Source organism: Sphingomonas sp. R647 (genome assembly GCF_020177055.1).
Taxonomy (GTDB): Bacteria; Pseudomonadota; Alphaproteobacteria; order Sphingomonadales; family Sphingomonadaceae; genus Sphingomonas.
Genome location: NZ_JAIQXT010000001.1, coordinates 557606 through 572183, shown reverse-complemented (window position 1 = coordinate 572183; position 14578 = coordinate 557606). Strand labels below are relative to the sequence as shown.

Genomic DNA, 14578 nt, shown 5'->3' with positions numbered 1-14578 from the left:
ATCTGGTTCGGTCAACTATAGAACGCTCGCCGGGCATCCGGTCGTCAGTGGCCTGCTGCCGCCGGATCGTTTGCGATCCGGGCCTTTGGACGCTTGAGGAACAGCACCAGCGGGATCGACGCTGCGGTGACGATCATCATCGCGTGGAAGTCGTTGAGATAGGCGATCATCGCCGCCTGTCGCGTCACTTCGGCATTCGCCATCGCCAGCAGTGTATCGGTCTGGCCGCCGAGATTGGCGAGCAGGCCGGGGTCGAGTGTCTGGAGCCGCTCGGCAGTGATGTGCGGGGCGAGGTCGGCATGGCTGACCTGGGTCCCGCGCGCGAGGATCGTCGTCACCAGCGAGATGCCGATCGACGCACCGATATTGCGCGAGAGGTTGGTCAGGCTCGCCGCTTCGGTTCGCTGGTGCGCGGGCAGGGTGGCAAAGGCCATGCCGTTGAGCGGCATGAAGATCATCCCCATGCCAAGGCCCTGCACGAAGCCCGAAACGATGAAGGGGGGCGACCCCATCTGCAGCGTCCAGCTGGTCATGTCCCACAGCGACCAGGCGGCAAGCGCGAAGCCGGTGCCGACCAGCAGTCGCGGATCGACTCCGCGCGCGACCAGCCGCGCCGACAGCCCCATCGTGATCAGTACGCCGACGCCGCGCGGCATCAGCAACAGGCCGGTATCGACCACCGGATAGCCATAGAGCGTCTGGAGCATCGGTGGGAGCAGCGCCATCGTCGCCATCATCACCACGCCGACCACGAGCATGAAGGCGAGCGCGGTGACGAGGTTGCGGTTCTTCCACAGGCTGCGTTCGAACATCGGGTTCTTGCCGGTCGCCATATGGACGATGAACATCCACAGCGCGGTCCCCGCGATCAGCGTCTCGATCCAGATTTCAGGGGATGAGAACCAGTCGGCATGCTGTCCCCGATCGAGCATCAGCTGAAGCGCGCCGATCCCCACCGCAAGCAGCGAGAAGCCGAATACGTCGAACGCGCGCTTGCGCACCGGGCGGCTGGGCAACAGCCACCACAGGATGACGAGGCAGATCAGCCCAAGCGGCAGATTGACGTAAAACACCCAGCGCCAGTTGAAATTCTCGGTCAGCCAGCCGCCGAGCACGGGGCCGAGGATCGGGCCGATCATGATGCCCATCCCCCACACCGCCATCGCTTTTGGCTGATCCTGTGGGCGGTTGATGTCGAGCATCACGGTCTGGCTGAGCGGGTTCATGAACGCCGCCGCAATCCCCTGAAGCACGCGGAACAGGACCATCTGCTCAAGGCTCTGCGCCGCGCCGCACAGCGCAGAGGCGATGATGAAGCCAATGGTGGAGATCAGGAACAGGTTGCGCGAGCCGATCCGGTCTGAAACCCAGCCGGTGATCGGGATCGCGATGGCCGAGGCGACGATGTAGCTGGTCAACACCCAGGTGATCGTGTCCGCCGTTGCGCCGAGCGAAGTCTGCATATGCGGCAGCGCGACATTGGCGATGGTGGTGTCGAGGATCTGCATGATCGTCGCCAGCATCACGCCGAACGTCAGCAGCCCCTTGTTGCGCACGGGCAGCGCGGCTTCGCCTGCCGGGGGTGCGGCAGGGGTGGCGGCGGGGGAGGCGGCGCTGGCCATCGGGCGCAGCTTACTTGCTCGTGTCCACGGTCACTTCGGCGGAGAGGCCGGCGATCAGCTGGCGCTGGCTCTTTTCGTCGATCGCGATGCGGACGGGGACGCGCTGGGTGACCTTGACCCAGTTGCCGTTGGCGTTCTGGGCGGGAAGCACCGAGGTTTCGGAGCCTGTCTGCGATCCGATCGATGCGACATGCCCTTTCAGCTTCAGGCCCGGATAGGCGTCGAAGCGGACCTCGGCGGGCTGGCCGACGCGCATGTCGGCAAGGTCGGTTTCCTTGAAATTCGCCTCGATCCACGATCCGCTCGATCGGACGAGCGTCACGGCGGGCAGGCCCGACATCATCATTTGCCCCACCTGAAGCCGGTCGGCCTGGCTGACCACGCCATCGACCGGTGCGCGGCGGGCGGTGCGTTCGAGGTCGAGCAGCGCCTTGGCGCGTTGGGCGCGCGCTGCGGCAATGGCCGGATTGACGCCGGGCACCGCGCTGCCGCTGGACAGCTTGGCGCGCGCTTCGTCGGCATCGGCAACCGCGCTCTGATAGCTTGCGCGCGCCTGTTCGACCGAATGCTGGGCCTGTTCGAACCGCGCGCGGGTGGTGAAGCCGCGGTCCATCAGCGCCTTTTGCCGATTATAATCCTCCTGCGCAGAGGCGATGCGGTCGCGCGCGGCCTGGATATCGGCGCCGGTACCGACATAGCTGGCCTGCATCGTCGTCACCTGAACCTGCGCATTGGCGATCGCGGCGTCCGCCTGCGCCAGCGCGATGCGATAGGGTTCGGGATCGATGCGGAACAACAGGTCGCCGGCCTTGACGGTCTGGTTCTCCTTCACCGCCACCTCAACAATCCGCCCCGCGACGTCGCTGGCGACCGACACCTTGTCCTGCTGGACATAGGCATTGTCGGTCGAGACGGTCCCGCCCGACATCGCCCAGCCGATCGCGGCGGCGATGATCACCAGCAGCGGCACGCCGAACATCAGCAGCGGGCGGAGCAGCTTGCGGCGCGGCTTTTCCGCGAGCGCGGGCGTGGCCGCGGTTTCGATGCGGGGATCGGCTTCAGCCATTGGCGGCCTCGTTGGACTGGTCGGGGTTGAGATTGGCGCGGAGCTGTTCGAGCAGCGCGTGGAGCTGGGTCTGATCATCGGCGCTGATCCCCACGGCGGCATCGACGAACAGCGCGTCGGCGATGGTCTTGAGCTGGAGCAGGATCGGCTGGGCGGCGTCGGTCAGATGGATGCGCCAGACGCGGCGGTCGCCCGGATCGCGACGGCGCTCGACCCAGCCAGCCTCCTCCAGCCGGTCGATCATGCGGCCGAGCGTGATCGGTTCGACCTCGAGCAGTTCGGCGAGCATGCCCTGATTGCTGCCCTCATGCCGTTTGAGCACGCTGAGCGTGCGCCATTGCTGGCGGGTTACGCCGATGAGCCGCGCGCGTTCGTCGAAGCGCTTGCGGAGCAGGCGGGACACATCGCTGATCAGAAATCCGAGTGAGTCGGTCATAAGCGGCGATATAATAAGCATGCTTATAGAAAGCCAGCGATATAGGTTGCGATCTGCGACTTATGCGATTGCACGCAACGCAACCGGCGCGGCTTTCGCGCGTGGCCAATTCGGTGCATCAGGGTTGGCATGACCGAGACTTTTGAGACGTTCGATGGCCAGCGGCTGGCCTGGCGCGAGATGGGCGAGGGGCGAGCGGTGGTGCTGATCCACGGCTTCTTCTCCGACGCGGAGACCAACTGGATCAAATATGGCACCGCCGAAAAGCTGGTCGCGGCGGGCTTTCGGGTCATCATGCCGGACCTGCGCGCGCATGGGGAGAGTGCGAAGCCGCACGATCCGTCCGCTTATCCGCCCGACGCACTGGCGCAGGATGCGGAGGCGCTGATCGCGCATCTGGGGTTAACCGACTATGATCTGGGCGGCTATTCGCTTGGCGCGCGGACGACCGTGCGGGTGCTGGCGCGCGGGACTGCTCCCGCGCCCCGCCGTGTGATCCTGTCCGGGCTGGGCGATGAGGGCGTGACCGATACCGGGCGTCGCGTCGGCCATTTCCGCAGCGTGCTGACCGGTTTTGGCAGCTTCGTGCGCGGGGACCGGGAGTTCATGGCGCAGGCGTTCCTGAAGACCACCGGAGGCGACCCGAAGGCGCTGCTCGGTATCCTCGACACCTTTGTCGATACGCCGCCCGAAGCCGTGGCAATGCTCGACGTGCCGGTGCTGGTTGTCGCCGGGGCAGAGGATGACGAAGTCGGGTCGTTCACCGGCCTCACCGCAATGCTGCCCGATGCGCGTTTCGTTGAAATCCCGGGCAATCACATGAGCGCGGTGACGCGGCCTGAGCTTGGCGACGCGATCGTAACATTTCTGACTGCTTGACCCCATCGGAGGGCAGGCGCACTCTTCCCCCATCCACATTCAACCAATCGAGGGATTGATGATCCGCACCGGAATTTCGACGATCGCGCTTGCCGTGTTGCTGGCGGCCCCGGCCGCTGCGCAGAGCCAGAAGGCGGCGACCCCGACGGCGGCTGAAGCCGACGCATTCGTGACGCGTGCGACCAAGGAGTTCGAGGAGTTCTCGATCGACGATGCACGCATTCAGTGGCTCTATGCGACCTATATCAACGACGACACGTCGGCGCTGGTCGCCAAGAGCGGTGCCAAGGGTACCGAATTGGCGGTGAAGTACGCGCTGGAAGCGGCGAAATATGACAAGGCGAAGGGCCTGTCGCCTGACACCAAGCGCCAGCTCGACATCCTGCGCAGCGCGATCACCTCGCCCGCGCCGACCCGGGACGGTGCGGCGTCGGCGCTCGCCAAGCTGCAGACCGACATGCAGACCGTCTATGGCACCGGCAAGGGCACGCTGAACGGCAAGCCGCTCAACGGCAGCGACATCGAGGCGGCGATGGGCACCAGCCGCAACCCCGATGAATTGAAGGAAATGTGGACCAGCTGGCACGATGGTGTCGGCGCGCCGCAGCGTCAGGATTACCAGCGCTCCGCCGGCCTGTTGAACGAAGGCGCGCGCGAGCTGGGGTTCAAGGATGTCGGCGCGATGTGGCGGTCGAATTACGACATGCCGCCGGAGGAGTTCGCGAAGCTCACCGACAAATTGTGGAACGAGGTGAAGCCGCTTTATGAGTCGCTGCACACCTATGTCCGCTGGAAGCTTAACGAGAAATATGGCGACGCGGTTCAGTCCAAGACCGGCCCGATCCGCGCCGATTTGCTCGGCAATATGTGGGCGCAGGAATGGGGCAATATCTATGACGTCGTCGCGCCGGCGGGGTCGGGCGATCTTGGCTTTGACGTCGGCGAATTGCTGGTCGCCAAGGACTATGATGCGATCAAGATGGTCAGGACCGGCGAGGGCTTCTACTCATCGCTCGGGCTTGAGCCGATGCCGGAGACGTTCTGGAAGCGCTCGCAGTTCGTGAAGCCCGCCGACCGCGAGGTGCAGTGCCATGCGTCGGCGTGGAATCTCGACAATGTCGATGATCTGCGCATCAAGATGTGCATCAAGGTGAATGGCGACGATTTCACCACGATCCACCATGAGCTGGGCCACAACTACTACCAGCGCGCCTATAACAAGAAGCCGTTGCTGTACCGCAACGGTGCCAATGATGGCTTCCACGAGGCGATCGGCGATTTCGTCGCGTTGTCGATCACGCCGGATTACCTCGTCTCGATCGGGCTGCTCGACCAGAGCAAGGTGCCGAGCGCGGACAAGGACACCGGGCTGTTGCTGCGTCAGGCGATGGACAAGGTCGCGTTCCTGCCGTTCGGCCTGCTGATCGACAAATGGCGCTGGGGCGTGTTTTCGGGCGGCATCCCGGCGACCGGCTATCAGGGCGCATGGGACGCGTTGCGGCTGCAATATCAGGGGATTACCCCGCCGGTGAAGCGCGATGAGACCAAGTTCGATCCGGGTGCGAAATATCACATCCCGGCGAACGTGCCGTACACCCGCTACTTCCTCGCGCGTTTGCTGCAGTTCCAGTTCTACAAGGCGGCGTGCGACCAGGCCGGCTGGAAGGGGCCGCTCCACCGTTGTTCCTTCTATGACAATAAGGAGGTCGGCGCGAAGCTGAACGCGATGCTGGAGATGGGCGCGTCAAAGCCGTGGCCCGACGCGCTCGAGGCGTTCACCGGCAGCCGCGAGATGTCGGGTGCGGCGATGGTCGAATATTTCGCGCCGCTGAAGACGTGGCTCGACGAGCAGAACAAGGGCAAGCCGACCGGCTGGTAACGAAAAGGGCCGCCGCGAGGATCTCGCGGCGGCCCTTTCTCGATGGCGAGGGAGCGTGGCTTACTTAGCCGGCTTGTCCTTCGACTTGTCGGCGTCGTTCGGGCCACCCTGACCCTTTTGCACCGCGTAAAAGATCCCCGCGACCGCTGCGCCGATCGCGGCGACACCTCCGATCACGGTCGCGAAGAAGTTGCGATCGCCCATTTTCTCGCGCGTTTCCGCAACGAACTGCACGGGGGCGGATTCTGTCACGGTCTGCGCGGCACTCTGGGCTGCCGACGAGACCTTGGCTGCGGCAGCCTCGACCGCGGCGCGCGGGCGGCTGCTGGTGGCAGTCTTGCGCGTCGATGCGCGTGGCTTGGCGCTCGCAGCCGGCTTGCGCGTCGCGGCGGAGCGGCGTGGGGGCGGTGCCTTGTCGGCGGGGGCCGGAGCCTTGGCGGCGGCCGGCTTGCGCGCGGGGGCCTTGGCTGGCGTCGCAGGTTTTTCGATCGCTACGGGCGCTTCAGCGGCTGGCTTGGGCGCGACCTTAGGCTTTGGTGGAGCCTTGGGCTTCGCGGGAGCCTTGGCCTTCGCCGGCGCCTTGGCCGGGGCGGCTTCCTTCGCGTCCCCCGCCTTGGCCGCAGGCTTCGCTGCCGCCTTGCGCGGCTTGGCAGCGGCCTTGGCTTCGGTCGGGGTGTCGGCGTCGTTCGATGTGGTCGGGGCTTTCGCCATCACGCAACTCCAGTGGTTTCGTGTCTGTAACCAACCTGAGGCAAATCGGTTTCCCGCGTCAATGAAAAGCGCGCGTTCGCCCCGAACTTACCGGAAGGGCGGCTCGTTGAACGCGCGCAGCTTGCGACTGTGGAGTTTGGCGCCCTCGCGCCGCAGTTGCTCGCAGGCTTCGATCCCGATCTTCAAATGCTCGGCAATCGCGCGCTCGTAGAAGCGGTTGGCCTGGCCCGGGAGCTTCAGCTCGCCATGCAGCGGCTTGTCCGACACGCACAGCAGCGTGCCGTAGGGGACGCGGAAGCGATAGCCCTGTGCGGCGAGCGTCGCGCTCTCCATGTCCACGCCGACCGCACGGCTGAGCGAGAAACGCAGCGCCGAACGCGAGAAGCGCAGTTCCCAGTTGCGATCGTCGGTGGTGACGATCGTCCCGGTGCGCAGGCGGCGCTTGAGTTCGTCGCCCGACTGGCCCGATACCGTCTCGGCGGCGCGGGCCAGCGCCTGCTGCACTTCGGCGATGGCGGGGATCGGGATTTCGGGCGGCAGCACGTCGTCGAGCACATGATCGTCGCGCAGATAGGCGTGGGCGAGGACATAGTCGCCGATGCGCTGGCTGGGGCGCAGGCCGCCGCAATGGCCGATCATCAGCCACGCCTCGGGCCGCAGCACGGCGAGGTGGTCGGTGATCGTCTTCGCATTGGACGGGCCGACGCCGATGTTCACCAGCGTGATCCCGCTGCCGTCCTCAGCCATCAGATGCCATGCCGGCATCTGGTGCCGCCGCCACGCGCTGTCGGTCAGCAGCATTTCGGGGTCGTCGCCGGCCTTGAAAATCATGCCGCCCGGCCCGGACACGCCGGTAAAGCGGCTGCCTTCGCCAACCTGCTCCGCCGCCCAGCTGACGAATTCATCGACATAGCGGTGATAGTTGGTGAACAGGATGTACTGCTGGACATGCTCGGTCGGCGTGCCGGTATAGTGGCGCAGCCGCGCGAGGCTGAAATCGGTGCGCAGCGCGTCGAACAGCGCGAGCGGGCGGGTGCCATCCTGGCTGATCCAGCTGCCATCGGCGATCTCGTCGCCGATATGCGCGAGCTCAGTCGCGGGGAAATGCCGCGCGAGTTCGAGCACCGACACCTGATCCATCTTCAGCACATGGCTAGGGTCGATGACATAGGGGAAGGGGATTTCCTGACGCCCGGTGGTCGCGGTGACCTCGACGTCATAATCCTCGATCAGCAGGGTCAGCTGCTCGATCAGATAATCGGCGAACATCGCGGGGCGAGTGACGCTGATTGCATAGTCGCCGGGCTCGACAAGGCGGCCAAAGCTGCGCGCCGGGGTCGGGCGATCGACCTCGTTGCGGTAGCGGACGCGGATTTCGGGATAGGCGAAGCTGCCGTCGTGACGGTGCTGCGGATCCGGGGCGATCCCCTGGGTCAGATAGAGATCGAGGGCCTCACGCAGGCGGGTGACGGAGGCGGTGTGCAGCCGATCCAGTTCGGCGACGATTGTTTCTGCTTGTGTCATCTTCAACGGCTAATTTGCCGCGATGACATTGGCAAGACTCGATGGGGTAGCGGACGACGGAGACGCGGTCGCTTTCGCGGCACGCCGATCGCGGGGATCGACGTGCCGCAAAGCGTCACTTCGCGTCGTCGTCCTTGTCGAGCAGCTTGCTGATGCCGAATGCGGCACCCGCCACTGCGGCGGCCGCGCCTGCGGCAATCGCGGCGGTCGCGACGGGGTTCTTCTTGGCCGCTTCCACAAGATCGTCGACGACGTCGCCGATCGTCTCACCGGCGTCGGAAAGTGCTTCCTTGGCCTGGCTGAACAGCGTGTCCTCGCTGGCGGTTTCGGTCGTCGCCGGAGTGGCGGCGGGCTTGGTCTCGGTGGTCATTTCGGGGTCTCCCTTCCACAGTGACAACAGCTTCGCCGCACACCGGTTCCACCGTCAACGGGAAACCGGCGCGCGACTGAAACGGTTAGTCTTCCGATCCCGGTTGATCGTCAATCCGGGCAAGACCGGATGGCGTCAGAGATTCTCAAGCAGATGCTCGGCCGAGCTGACCTTGAACTCGCCCGGTGCTTCGACGTGAAGCTGTTCGACCACGCCGTCGTTGATCAGCATCGAATAACGCTGGCCGCGCGTGCCCATCCCGAACTTGCTGCCATCGAACTCGAGGCCGACCGCCTTGGCAAAGGCACCATTGCCGTCCGAAAGCATGGCGATGTCGCCGGCATCGGCGCCCTTCGCCCAGGCGCCCATCACGAACGCGTCATTGACAGCAGTGCACGCGATTTCGTCGACGCCCTTCGCCTTCAGCTCTTCGGCCTTCTCGACATAGCCGGGCAGGTGACGCGCCGAGCAGGTCGGGGTGAACGCGCCCGGGACCGAGAACAGCGCGACCTTGCGGCCCGCGAAATATTCGTCCGAGCTGACCTGCTCAGGCCCGCTTTCGGTCGCCTTGACGAAGGTGGTGCTGGGAATGCGTTCGCCGATCTGGATCGTCATCTGGTTTTCCTCTCACTCCGCGGAACTGCGGCTTGCCGTCCAAGTGGCATGGTTGTCGGGATTTTCAAGCGTGGCGGAGCGCAAGCCGTGCGCCTATGTTGGCGCGCGATGGACGATAGCAGCTTTCTGACCGGGCAGATCCTGCTCGCCTTGCCCGGGATCGGCGATCCGCGGTTCGAGCGCGCGGTGATTGCGATGTGCGCGCATGACGATCAGGGCGCGCTGGGCGTCGGGATCGGCCATGAGATCGAAGGGCTGAGCTTTCACGAACTGCTCGGCCAGTTCGAGATCGATCCGGGCGCCGCGCCGGATGCGCCAGTTCACTATGGCGGTCCGGTCGAGCCGCGACGCGGCTTTGTGCTGCATTCGACCGATTGGGGCGGACAGGACACGATCGATGTCGCCGGGCGCTGGGCGCTGTCGGGGACCGTCGACGTGCTGCGGGCCATTGCCGAAGGTACCGGCCCGTCGCGCTGGATCGTCGCGCTTGGCTATGCTGGTTGGGCGGAGGGGCAGCTCGACGAAGAGATGACGCGGCACGGATGGTTCAACGTTCCGGGCGACGCGGCGCTGCTGTACGAGAACACTGCCGATCGCCGCTGGGAACGCAGCTTCGCCCGCGCCGGCATCGATCCACGGCTGTTGTCGAGCGGCGCTGGGACGGCCTGATCCCATTGCTCGCACCTATCAGGCTGACAGCAGGCGTGGGACAGGGCAGGAGCGGGGCATGAGCCACCTCCTTGATCGCCCAATCTGGTTTGCGCTGACGAGCGGGTGGACCCACTTGGCCGAAGGCAGTCCCGCCGCTTTGCGGATCGACCGTGCAGTCGGCCTGTTCGGGGCAGCGGCCGATGACTCGCCCGAGAGCCTGGCCGCGCTTGCTGACCTCGTGCCGGAGGATGGCGAGTTGTGGCTGGTCGAGCGGCAGCCCGCGCCTGCGCCGCTGGGAACGCGGGTGGTGCGTGAGGGGCTGGCGGTGCAGATGGTCCTCGATACCTTGGTCGCCGCCGACCGCGCGCCGCCGGTGATCGCGCCGCTGGGCGAAGCTGATGGTGATGAGATGTTTGCGCTGGCGATGCGCACCGAGCCGGGACCATATGCCCGGCACAGCCATCGCCTCGGCGGCTTTGTCGGCGTGCGCGTCGATGGACAACTGATTGCGATGGCGGGTGAGCGGATGCGGATGCCGGGCTATGCCGAGATCAGCGCGGTGTGCACTGCCCCCGACTGGCGCGGTCGCGGGCTGGCCGGGCATCTGACGCGCCATGTTGCTCACGCAATTCTGGCGCGTGGCGAGACGCCATTCCTGCATTGCTACGCCAGCAACCTCCGCACCGTCGCGCTCTATGAAGCAATGGGGTTCCGCATCCGGACGGAGATCCGCGCACCCATATTGGTACGCGATGCGCCATAACTTCGTGAAGGACATATAAAGATATCTTTATGTTTCATTTGCGCATCGTGCGCTGATCGGCTAGGGGCGCGCGCAGAGCCGCGGGCATGCTGCGGCGACACCGTTCATTAGCCGGAGAAAGATCGTGGCCACCGCGCTCGACAAGACCGATTACGTCATTCAGGATATCAGCCTCGCCGATTTCGGTCGCAAGGAAATCGACATCGCCGAAACCGAAATGCCGGGCCTGATGGCGCTGCGCGAGGAATTCGGCGCGAGCAAGCCGCTCAAGGGTGCGCGCATCACCGGTTCGCTGCACATGACGATCCAGACCGCCGTGCTGATCGAGACGCTGGTCGAGCTGGGCGCCGACGTGCGCTGGGCGACCTGCAACATCTATTCGACCCAGGACCATGCCGCCGCCGCGATTGCCGCCGCCGGCATCCCGGTGTTCGCCATCAAGGGCGAGACGCTTGAGGAATATTGGGATTACGTGATCCGCATCTTCGACTGGGGCACGGACACGACCTGCAACCTGATCCTCGACGATGGCGGTGACGCCACCATGTTCGCGCTGTGGGGCGCGCGCGTTGAGGCGGGTGAAGAGCTGTTCACCCCGTCGAACGAGGAAGAAGAGATCTTCGTCGCGACGCTCAAGCGCTTCCTGGCCGATCGTCCGGGCTACCTCACCAAGACCGTCGCCGCGATCAAGGGCGTGTCGGAGGAGACCACCACCGGCGTGCATCGCCTGTATGAGCTGTCGAAGAAGGGCAAGCTTCCCTTCCCGGCGATCAACGTCAACGACAGCGTGACCAAGTCGAAGTTCGACAACCTCTATGGTTGCAAGGAATCGCTGGTCGACGCGATCCGTCGCGCGACCGACGTCATGCTCGCCGGCAAGGTCGCCTGCGTCGCCGGCTTCGGCGATGTCGGCAAGGGTTCGGCGCAGTCGCTCCGCAATGGCGGCGCGCGCGTGCTGGTCACCGAAGTCGATCCGATCTGCGCACTGCAGGCGGCGATGGAAGGCTTTGAAGTCGTGACGATGGAAGAGGCGGCGACCCGCGCCGACATCTTCGTCACCGCGACCGGCAACGAAGGCGTGCTGACCGTCGATCACATGCGCGCGATGAAGAACATGGCGATCGTGTCGAACATCGGTCACTTCGACAGCGAGATCGAGATCGCTGGCCTCAACAACATGAAGTGGACCGAGATCAAGCCGCAGGTCGACGAGGTCGAGTTCCCCGATGGCAAGAAGATCATCATCCTGTCCAAGGGCCGTCTGGTGAACCTGGGCAACGCGACCGGCCATCCGTCGTTCGTGATGTCGACGTCGTTCACCAACCAGGTGCTGGCGCAGATCGAACTGTGGACCGGCGCGGACAAGTACAAGAACGACGTGTACGTCCTGCCCAAGCATCTCGACGAGAAGGTCGCGGCGCTCCATCTGGAGAAGCTGGGCGTCAAGCTGACCAAGCTGAGCCAGAAGCAGGCCGATTACATCGGCGTTCCGGTCCAGGGTCCGTACAAGCCGGATCACTACCGCTACTAAGCGGCGGTCAGGCTGAAACAGAAAAGGGGGGCGCTTCCGGTATCGGGAGCGCCCCTTTTTGCAGTCAGGCGCCGGCGAGTGCGCCGAGCTCTTCGCGTAGCGGCGCGAGCCATTCAGAATAGGGGCGCCAGATGTCGAAACCGTCGCGGTTGAGCGGGCGGCGCACCTGCTCGCTGCTGGGTGTGCGGACCACGCGATCGAGCGTGTGGAAATCCAGGATCGATGGCGTCCAGTCGAGCCCGAGATAGGCAAGGGCAGGGCGCAATTGCGGCTCGGGATCATCAACCATTGCCGCATAGTCGATATGGTGGACGAGACCGGGGGCTGTCGCGTCGATGTGATCCATCAGGCGCACATAATCGACATAGCTGCGCCCGATATGCCGCAGGTCGAACGAAGATGCGTGCGCGCTCGAGAATAGCTGGGTGTAGTTCGAGAAGCAGCAATCCATCGCATCGCGTCGAATGTCGAGGAAACGTGCCTGAGGCAGGATGCGCTTCAGGAAGAGCAGGTTGCTCCAGTTGTGCGGCAACTTGTCGATGAAAAACCGGCTGTCGGTACGGCGATGCTCGGCAGCACGCCGCAGATAGTCTTCGCCGAGCACGCGCGCCTGATCGTCGGTCAGATTGCGGGTCAGTTGCGGCACGGTCATCGGGCCACGCCGTGTCGCCAGTTCGATCGCCGAGCGCAGGATCGCGGGGCCATAAGGCAGTTCGCCGACCGCTTCGAGCTCAGGGTGGCTGCCCAACATCTGTTCGAGTAGGGTGGAACCCGACCGCGGCAGGCTGACGATGAAGATCGGCACCGAACCGTCGCCCACTGGCGCCTGTGGCATGCGTGCAATGAAATCGGCGTCGATCGTCCGCTTGATCTCGCTAATTTCGTCGGTCAGCTCGGCCGGGTCATATTGCAGGCTCGCGGCGCGCTGATCATTGCCCTTGGTATAATGGGCGAAGGCTTCGGCGTAGCGACCCCGGTCGTGCAGCGCCTTGGCCATCGCGAAGTGCAGCGGCGCGCTGTTGCGCGGGTCGATCGCGATCTCGATGCCACGCGCGATGAGGTCCAGATTCTGATCGGTCAGCACCTTGCGCTTGATGCTGGCGAGACTCCACCACGCTTCGCCAAATTCATAGTCGGCTTCGGCCGCGCGCCGGTAGGCGGCTACCGCCTCGTCAACACGCCCCATCGCGCGAAGAATATGGCCGAGCGGGATCAGCAGGCTGGGCTGGGTGTCACCGGCCTGGTTCACCAACTGCTGTTGAAGCGCAAGCGCCTCGTCATGACGTCCCAGCTTGTCGAGTAGCGCGCTCCGTGCGGAGGATATGGAAATATCCGACAGCTCCTGCTCCAGCGCCTCCATCAGTGCCAGAGCCTCGACCGGGCGCTGCTGTTGATTGTAGACGGCCGCCAACTCACGTCGTGCGTCTGGCCCCGTGGCACCGAACGCGATCGCCTGGCGCAGGAATTGCTGCGCCTGTTCGAGCGCGCCGAGCCTGTTGGCAATCGACCCCAGCATGGTCAGCGCATCCGCATCGCGCGGATAGCGTCGCAGATGGTCCATCACCTCGCGCGCCGCTGCCTCGGGCTTTTCCGCAGCGAGCAGCGTGCGAGCGCGGGCGAGGGCGGGGCGGGACGAAACGGTGTCGGCGTGGTTCATTCAGTCAGCCTACGCATAACCGAGCAGGGCGCGAAGGCCCGGCGCGTTGAAATCGACCAGCGCCCGGTGACGATCGCCCAGCGTATCGGGCAACTGCTTGATGATCCCGGTCAGATTGTCGCGTGCCGTTCCGCTTTGTGCGGGATTGGCCCCGGTGCGGACACGCATCTGCCAGTCAGCAGGCATCGCGATGCCGCATGCGTTCAGCAGTGCCGAAAAGAAGGAAGCCGCAGCGTCGGTTTCCGGCGCCTTGGCGTGCGCGACGAGGTCCTCGAACTTTACCGGGTAAACGTGCGAGCCAAACCAGGCCGCGACATTCAGCTCGTACATCGCATGCAATGAAGGTTGCTTGCCGGGAATTCCGAAGATCATCATGGTCAGCAACTCGTCAACGCCGAGCGCGCCGGACTTCAGGAATTCGACATTGCCGCTGAATTGTTCGGACAGAAAGAAGCGGGCTTGAGCGATCACCCAGTCATAGGGGTCGCGATACAGCAGGATGCGGCGCGTCGATGCGGTTTCGATAACCGAGGCATCGGCGAAGAAAAGGTGACCCCAACTGAGCTTGGGTGCCGCCGGGTCGAAGGCGGCGCGATGGCGCTGCAGCGTCGGCCACTGGATGAAATCGGCCTGATATTGCTGCGCTACCGGAACGAACATTCTGAGGATGTTGCGAAGCAGGTGGCTGCCGCTTTTGGGCAGGCTGTTCAGGAAAATCGGCTGCGATAGCTCCGCCTGATCGAACTGGCGGTTCGCTTCATCAAGCGTGTCGGGCGTTACGAGGACTTGCGGCATTGCGCGGCCCAATTCCTTTCGGTCCACAAAAAAGGAAACGGGCGACATGTCACCATGACGCCCGTTCCCGTTTCCGTGA

The 14578-nt window shown here is 64.6% G+C and carries 14 protein-coding genes; 5 read left to right on the top strand and 9 right to left on the bottom strand.

Features of this window, described 5'->3' with window-relative positions:
- Positions 1 to 44: 44 nt before the first annotated feature.
- The 3 genes from K9B35_RS02645 to K9B35_RS02635 are packed head-to-tail and all read right to left on the bottom strand — an operon-like array spanning position 45 to position 3124.
- On the bottom strand, positions 45 to 1622 hold the full coding sequence (locus K9B35_RS02645; protein ID WP_224920248.1) for a DHA2 family efflux MFS transporter permease subunit: 1578 nt from the start codon (positions 1620 to 1622) through the stop codon (positions 45 to 47).
- A gap of 10 nt (positions 1623 to 1632) precedes the next feature.
- On the bottom strand, positions 1633 to 2688 hold the full coding sequence (locus K9B35_RS02640) for an HlyD family secretion protein (RefSeq protein ID WP_224920247.1): 1056 nt from the start codon (positions 2686 to 2688) through the stop codon (positions 1633 to 1635).
- Positions 2681 to 3124 carry a MarR family winged helix-turn-helix transcriptional regulator gene (locus K9B35_RS02635; RefSeq protein WP_224920246.1) on the bottom strand — a complete coding sequence of 148 codons (444 nt, stop codon included), beginning with the start codon at positions 3122 to 3124 and terminating at the stop codon, positions 2681 to 2683. Before K9B35_RS02635 ends, K9B35_RS02640 begins: the two co-directional genes overlap by 8 nt.
- A 129-nt stretch (positions 3125 to 3253) precedes the next feature.
- Between K9B35_RS02635 and K9B35_RS02630 the strand changes: the two genes are divergently transcribed.
- Both K9B35_RS02630 and K9B35_RS02625 read left to right on the top strand, forming a co-directional pair.
- On the top strand, positions 3254 to 4003 hold the full coding sequence (locus K9B35_RS02630; protein WP_224920245.1) for an alpha/beta fold hydrolase: 750 nt from the start codon (positions 3254 to 3256) through the stop codon (positions 4001 to 4003).
- A 58-nt stretch (positions 4004 to 4061) separates the two neighbouring features.
- Complete coding sequence (locus tag K9B35_RS02625) at positions 4062 to 5882, top strand: M2 family metallopeptidase (RefSeq protein WP_224920244.1); 1821 nt, start codon at positions 4062 to 4064, stop codon at positions 5880 to 5882.
- 60 nt (positions 5883 to 5942) lie between these two features.
- Here K9B35_RS02625 and K9B35_RS02620 read toward each other — a convergent pair whose 3' ends face one another.
- From K9B35_RS02620 to K9B35_RS02605, 4 genes are all read right to left on the bottom strand, one after another.
- A complete protein-coding gene (locus K9B35_RS02620; protein WP_224920243.1) occupies positions 5943 to 6593 on the bottom strand; it encodes a hypothetical protein in 651 nt (216 codons plus the stop codon).
- A gap of 87 nt (positions 6594 to 6680) precedes the next feature.
- A complete protein-coding gene (locus K9B35_RS02615; RefSeq protein ID WP_224920242.1) occupies positions 6681 to 8117 on the bottom strand; it encodes an AMP nucleosidase in 1437 nt (478 codons plus the stop codon).
- 115 nt (positions 8118 to 8232) lie between these two features.
- Positions 8233 to 8487 (bottom strand): hypothetical protein, encoded by a 255-nt coding sequence (locus K9B35_RS02610; RefSeq protein ID WP_224920241.1) that lies wholly within the window; start codon positions 8485 to 8487, stop codon positions 8233 to 8235.
- A 135-nt stretch (positions 8488 to 8622) separates the two neighbouring features.
- Entirely contained in the window at positions 8623 to 9102 is a 480-nt protein-coding gene (locus K9B35_RS02605) for a peroxiredoxin (protein WP_224920240.1), read from the bottom strand.
- A gap of 108 nt (positions 9103 to 9210) precedes the next feature.
- Between K9B35_RS02605 and K9B35_RS02600 the strand changes: the two genes are divergently transcribed.
- The 3 genes from K9B35_RS02600 to ahcY all read left to right on the top strand — a co-directional run bounded on the left by K9B35_RS02600 (position 9211) and on the right by ahcY (position 12047).
- Positions 9211 to 9771: a YqgE/AlgH family protein gene (locus K9B35_RS02600; protein WP_224920239.1), complete on the top strand. Its 561-nt coding sequence runs from the start codon at positions 9211 to 9213 to the stop codon at positions 9769 to 9771.
- A gap of 58 nt (positions 9772 to 9829) precedes the next feature.
- Positions 9830 to 10516, top strand: coding sequence for a GNAT family N-acetyltransferase (locus K9B35_RS02595; protein ID WP_224920238.1), 687 nt, complete (start codon positions 9830 to 9832; stop codon positions 10514 to 10516).
- 124 nt (positions 10517 to 10640) lie between these two features.
- Positions 10641 to 12047 carry an adenosylhomocysteinase gene (gene ahcY / locus K9B35_RS02590; protein ID WP_224920237.1) on the top strand — a complete coding sequence of 469 codons (1407 nt, stop codon included), beginning with the start codon at positions 10641 to 10643 and terminating at the stop codon, positions 12045 to 12047.
- A 64-nt stretch (positions 12048 to 12111) separates the two neighbouring features.
- Here the strand turns inward: ahcY and K9B35_RS02585 are convergent, their stop codons facing one another.
- Positions 12112 to 13704 carry a tetratricopeptide repeat-containing sulfotransferase family protein gene (locus K9B35_RS02585; protein ID WP_224920236.1) on the bottom strand — a complete coding sequence of 531 codons (1593 nt, stop codon included), beginning with the start codon at positions 13702 to 13704 and terminating at the stop codon, positions 12112 to 12114.
- A gap of 9 nt (positions 13705 to 13713) precedes the next feature.
- Positions 13714 to 14499, bottom strand: coding sequence for a hypothetical protein (locus K9B35_RS02580; RefSeq protein WP_224920235.1), 786 nt, complete (start codon positions 14497 to 14499; stop codon positions 13714 to 13716).
- Between the last annotated feature and the right edge of the window lie 79 nt (positions 14500 to 14578).

Bases quoted from the DNA above. Each gene is read 5' to 3' on its own strand.
- K9B35_RS02645 (WP_224920248.1), bottom strand. From the start codon at position 1,622: ATGGCCAGCGCCGCCTCCCCCGCCGCCACCCCTGCCGCACCCCCGGCA.
- K9B35_RS02640 (WP_224920247.1), bottom strand. From the start codon at position 2,688: ATGGCTGAAGCCGATCCCCGCATCGAAACCGCGGCCACGCCCGCGCTC.
- K9B35_RS02635 (WP_224920246.1), bottom strand. From the start codon at position 3,124: ATGACCGACTCACTCGGATTTCTGATCAGCGATGTGTCCCGCCTGCTC.
- K9B35_RS02630 (WP_224920245.1), top strand. From the start codon at position 3,254: ATGACCGAGACTTTTGAGACGTTCGATGGCCAGCGGCTGGCCTGGCGC.
- K9B35_RS02625 (WP_224920244.1), top strand. From the start codon at position 4,062: ATGATCCGCACCGGAATTTCGACGATCGCGCTTGCCGTGTTGCTGGCG.
- K9B35_RS02620 (WP_224920243.1), bottom strand. From the start codon at position 6,593: ATGGCGAAAGCCCCGACCACATCGAACGACGCCGACACCCCGACCGAA.
- K9B35_RS02615 (WP_224920242.1), bottom strand. From the start codon at position 8,117: ATGACACAAGCAGAAACAATCGTCGCCGAACTGGATCGGCTGCACACC.
- K9B35_RS02610 (WP_224920241.1), bottom strand. From the start codon at position 8,487: ATGACCACCGAGACCAAGCCCGCCGCCACTCCGGCGACGACCGAAACC.
- K9B35_RS02605 (WP_224920240.1), bottom strand. From the start codon at position 9,102: ATGACGATCCAGATCGGCGAACGCATTCCCAGCACCACCTTCGTCAAG.
- K9B35_RS02600 (WP_224920239.1), top strand. From the start codon at position 9,211: ATGGACGATAGCAGCTTTCTGACCGGGCAGATCCTGCTCGCCTTGCCC.
- K9B35_RS02595 (WP_224920238.1), top strand. From the start codon at position 9,830: ATGAGCCACCTCCTTGATCGCCCAATCTGGTTTGCGCTGACGAGCGGG.
- K9B35_RS02585 (WP_224920236.1), bottom strand. From the start codon at position 13,704: ATGAACCACGCCGACACCGTTTCGTCCCGCCCCGCCCTCGCCCGCGCT.
- K9B35_RS02580 (WP_224920235.1), bottom strand. From the start codon at position 14,499: ATGCCGCAAGTCCTCGTAACGCCCGACACGCTTGATGAAGCGAACCGC.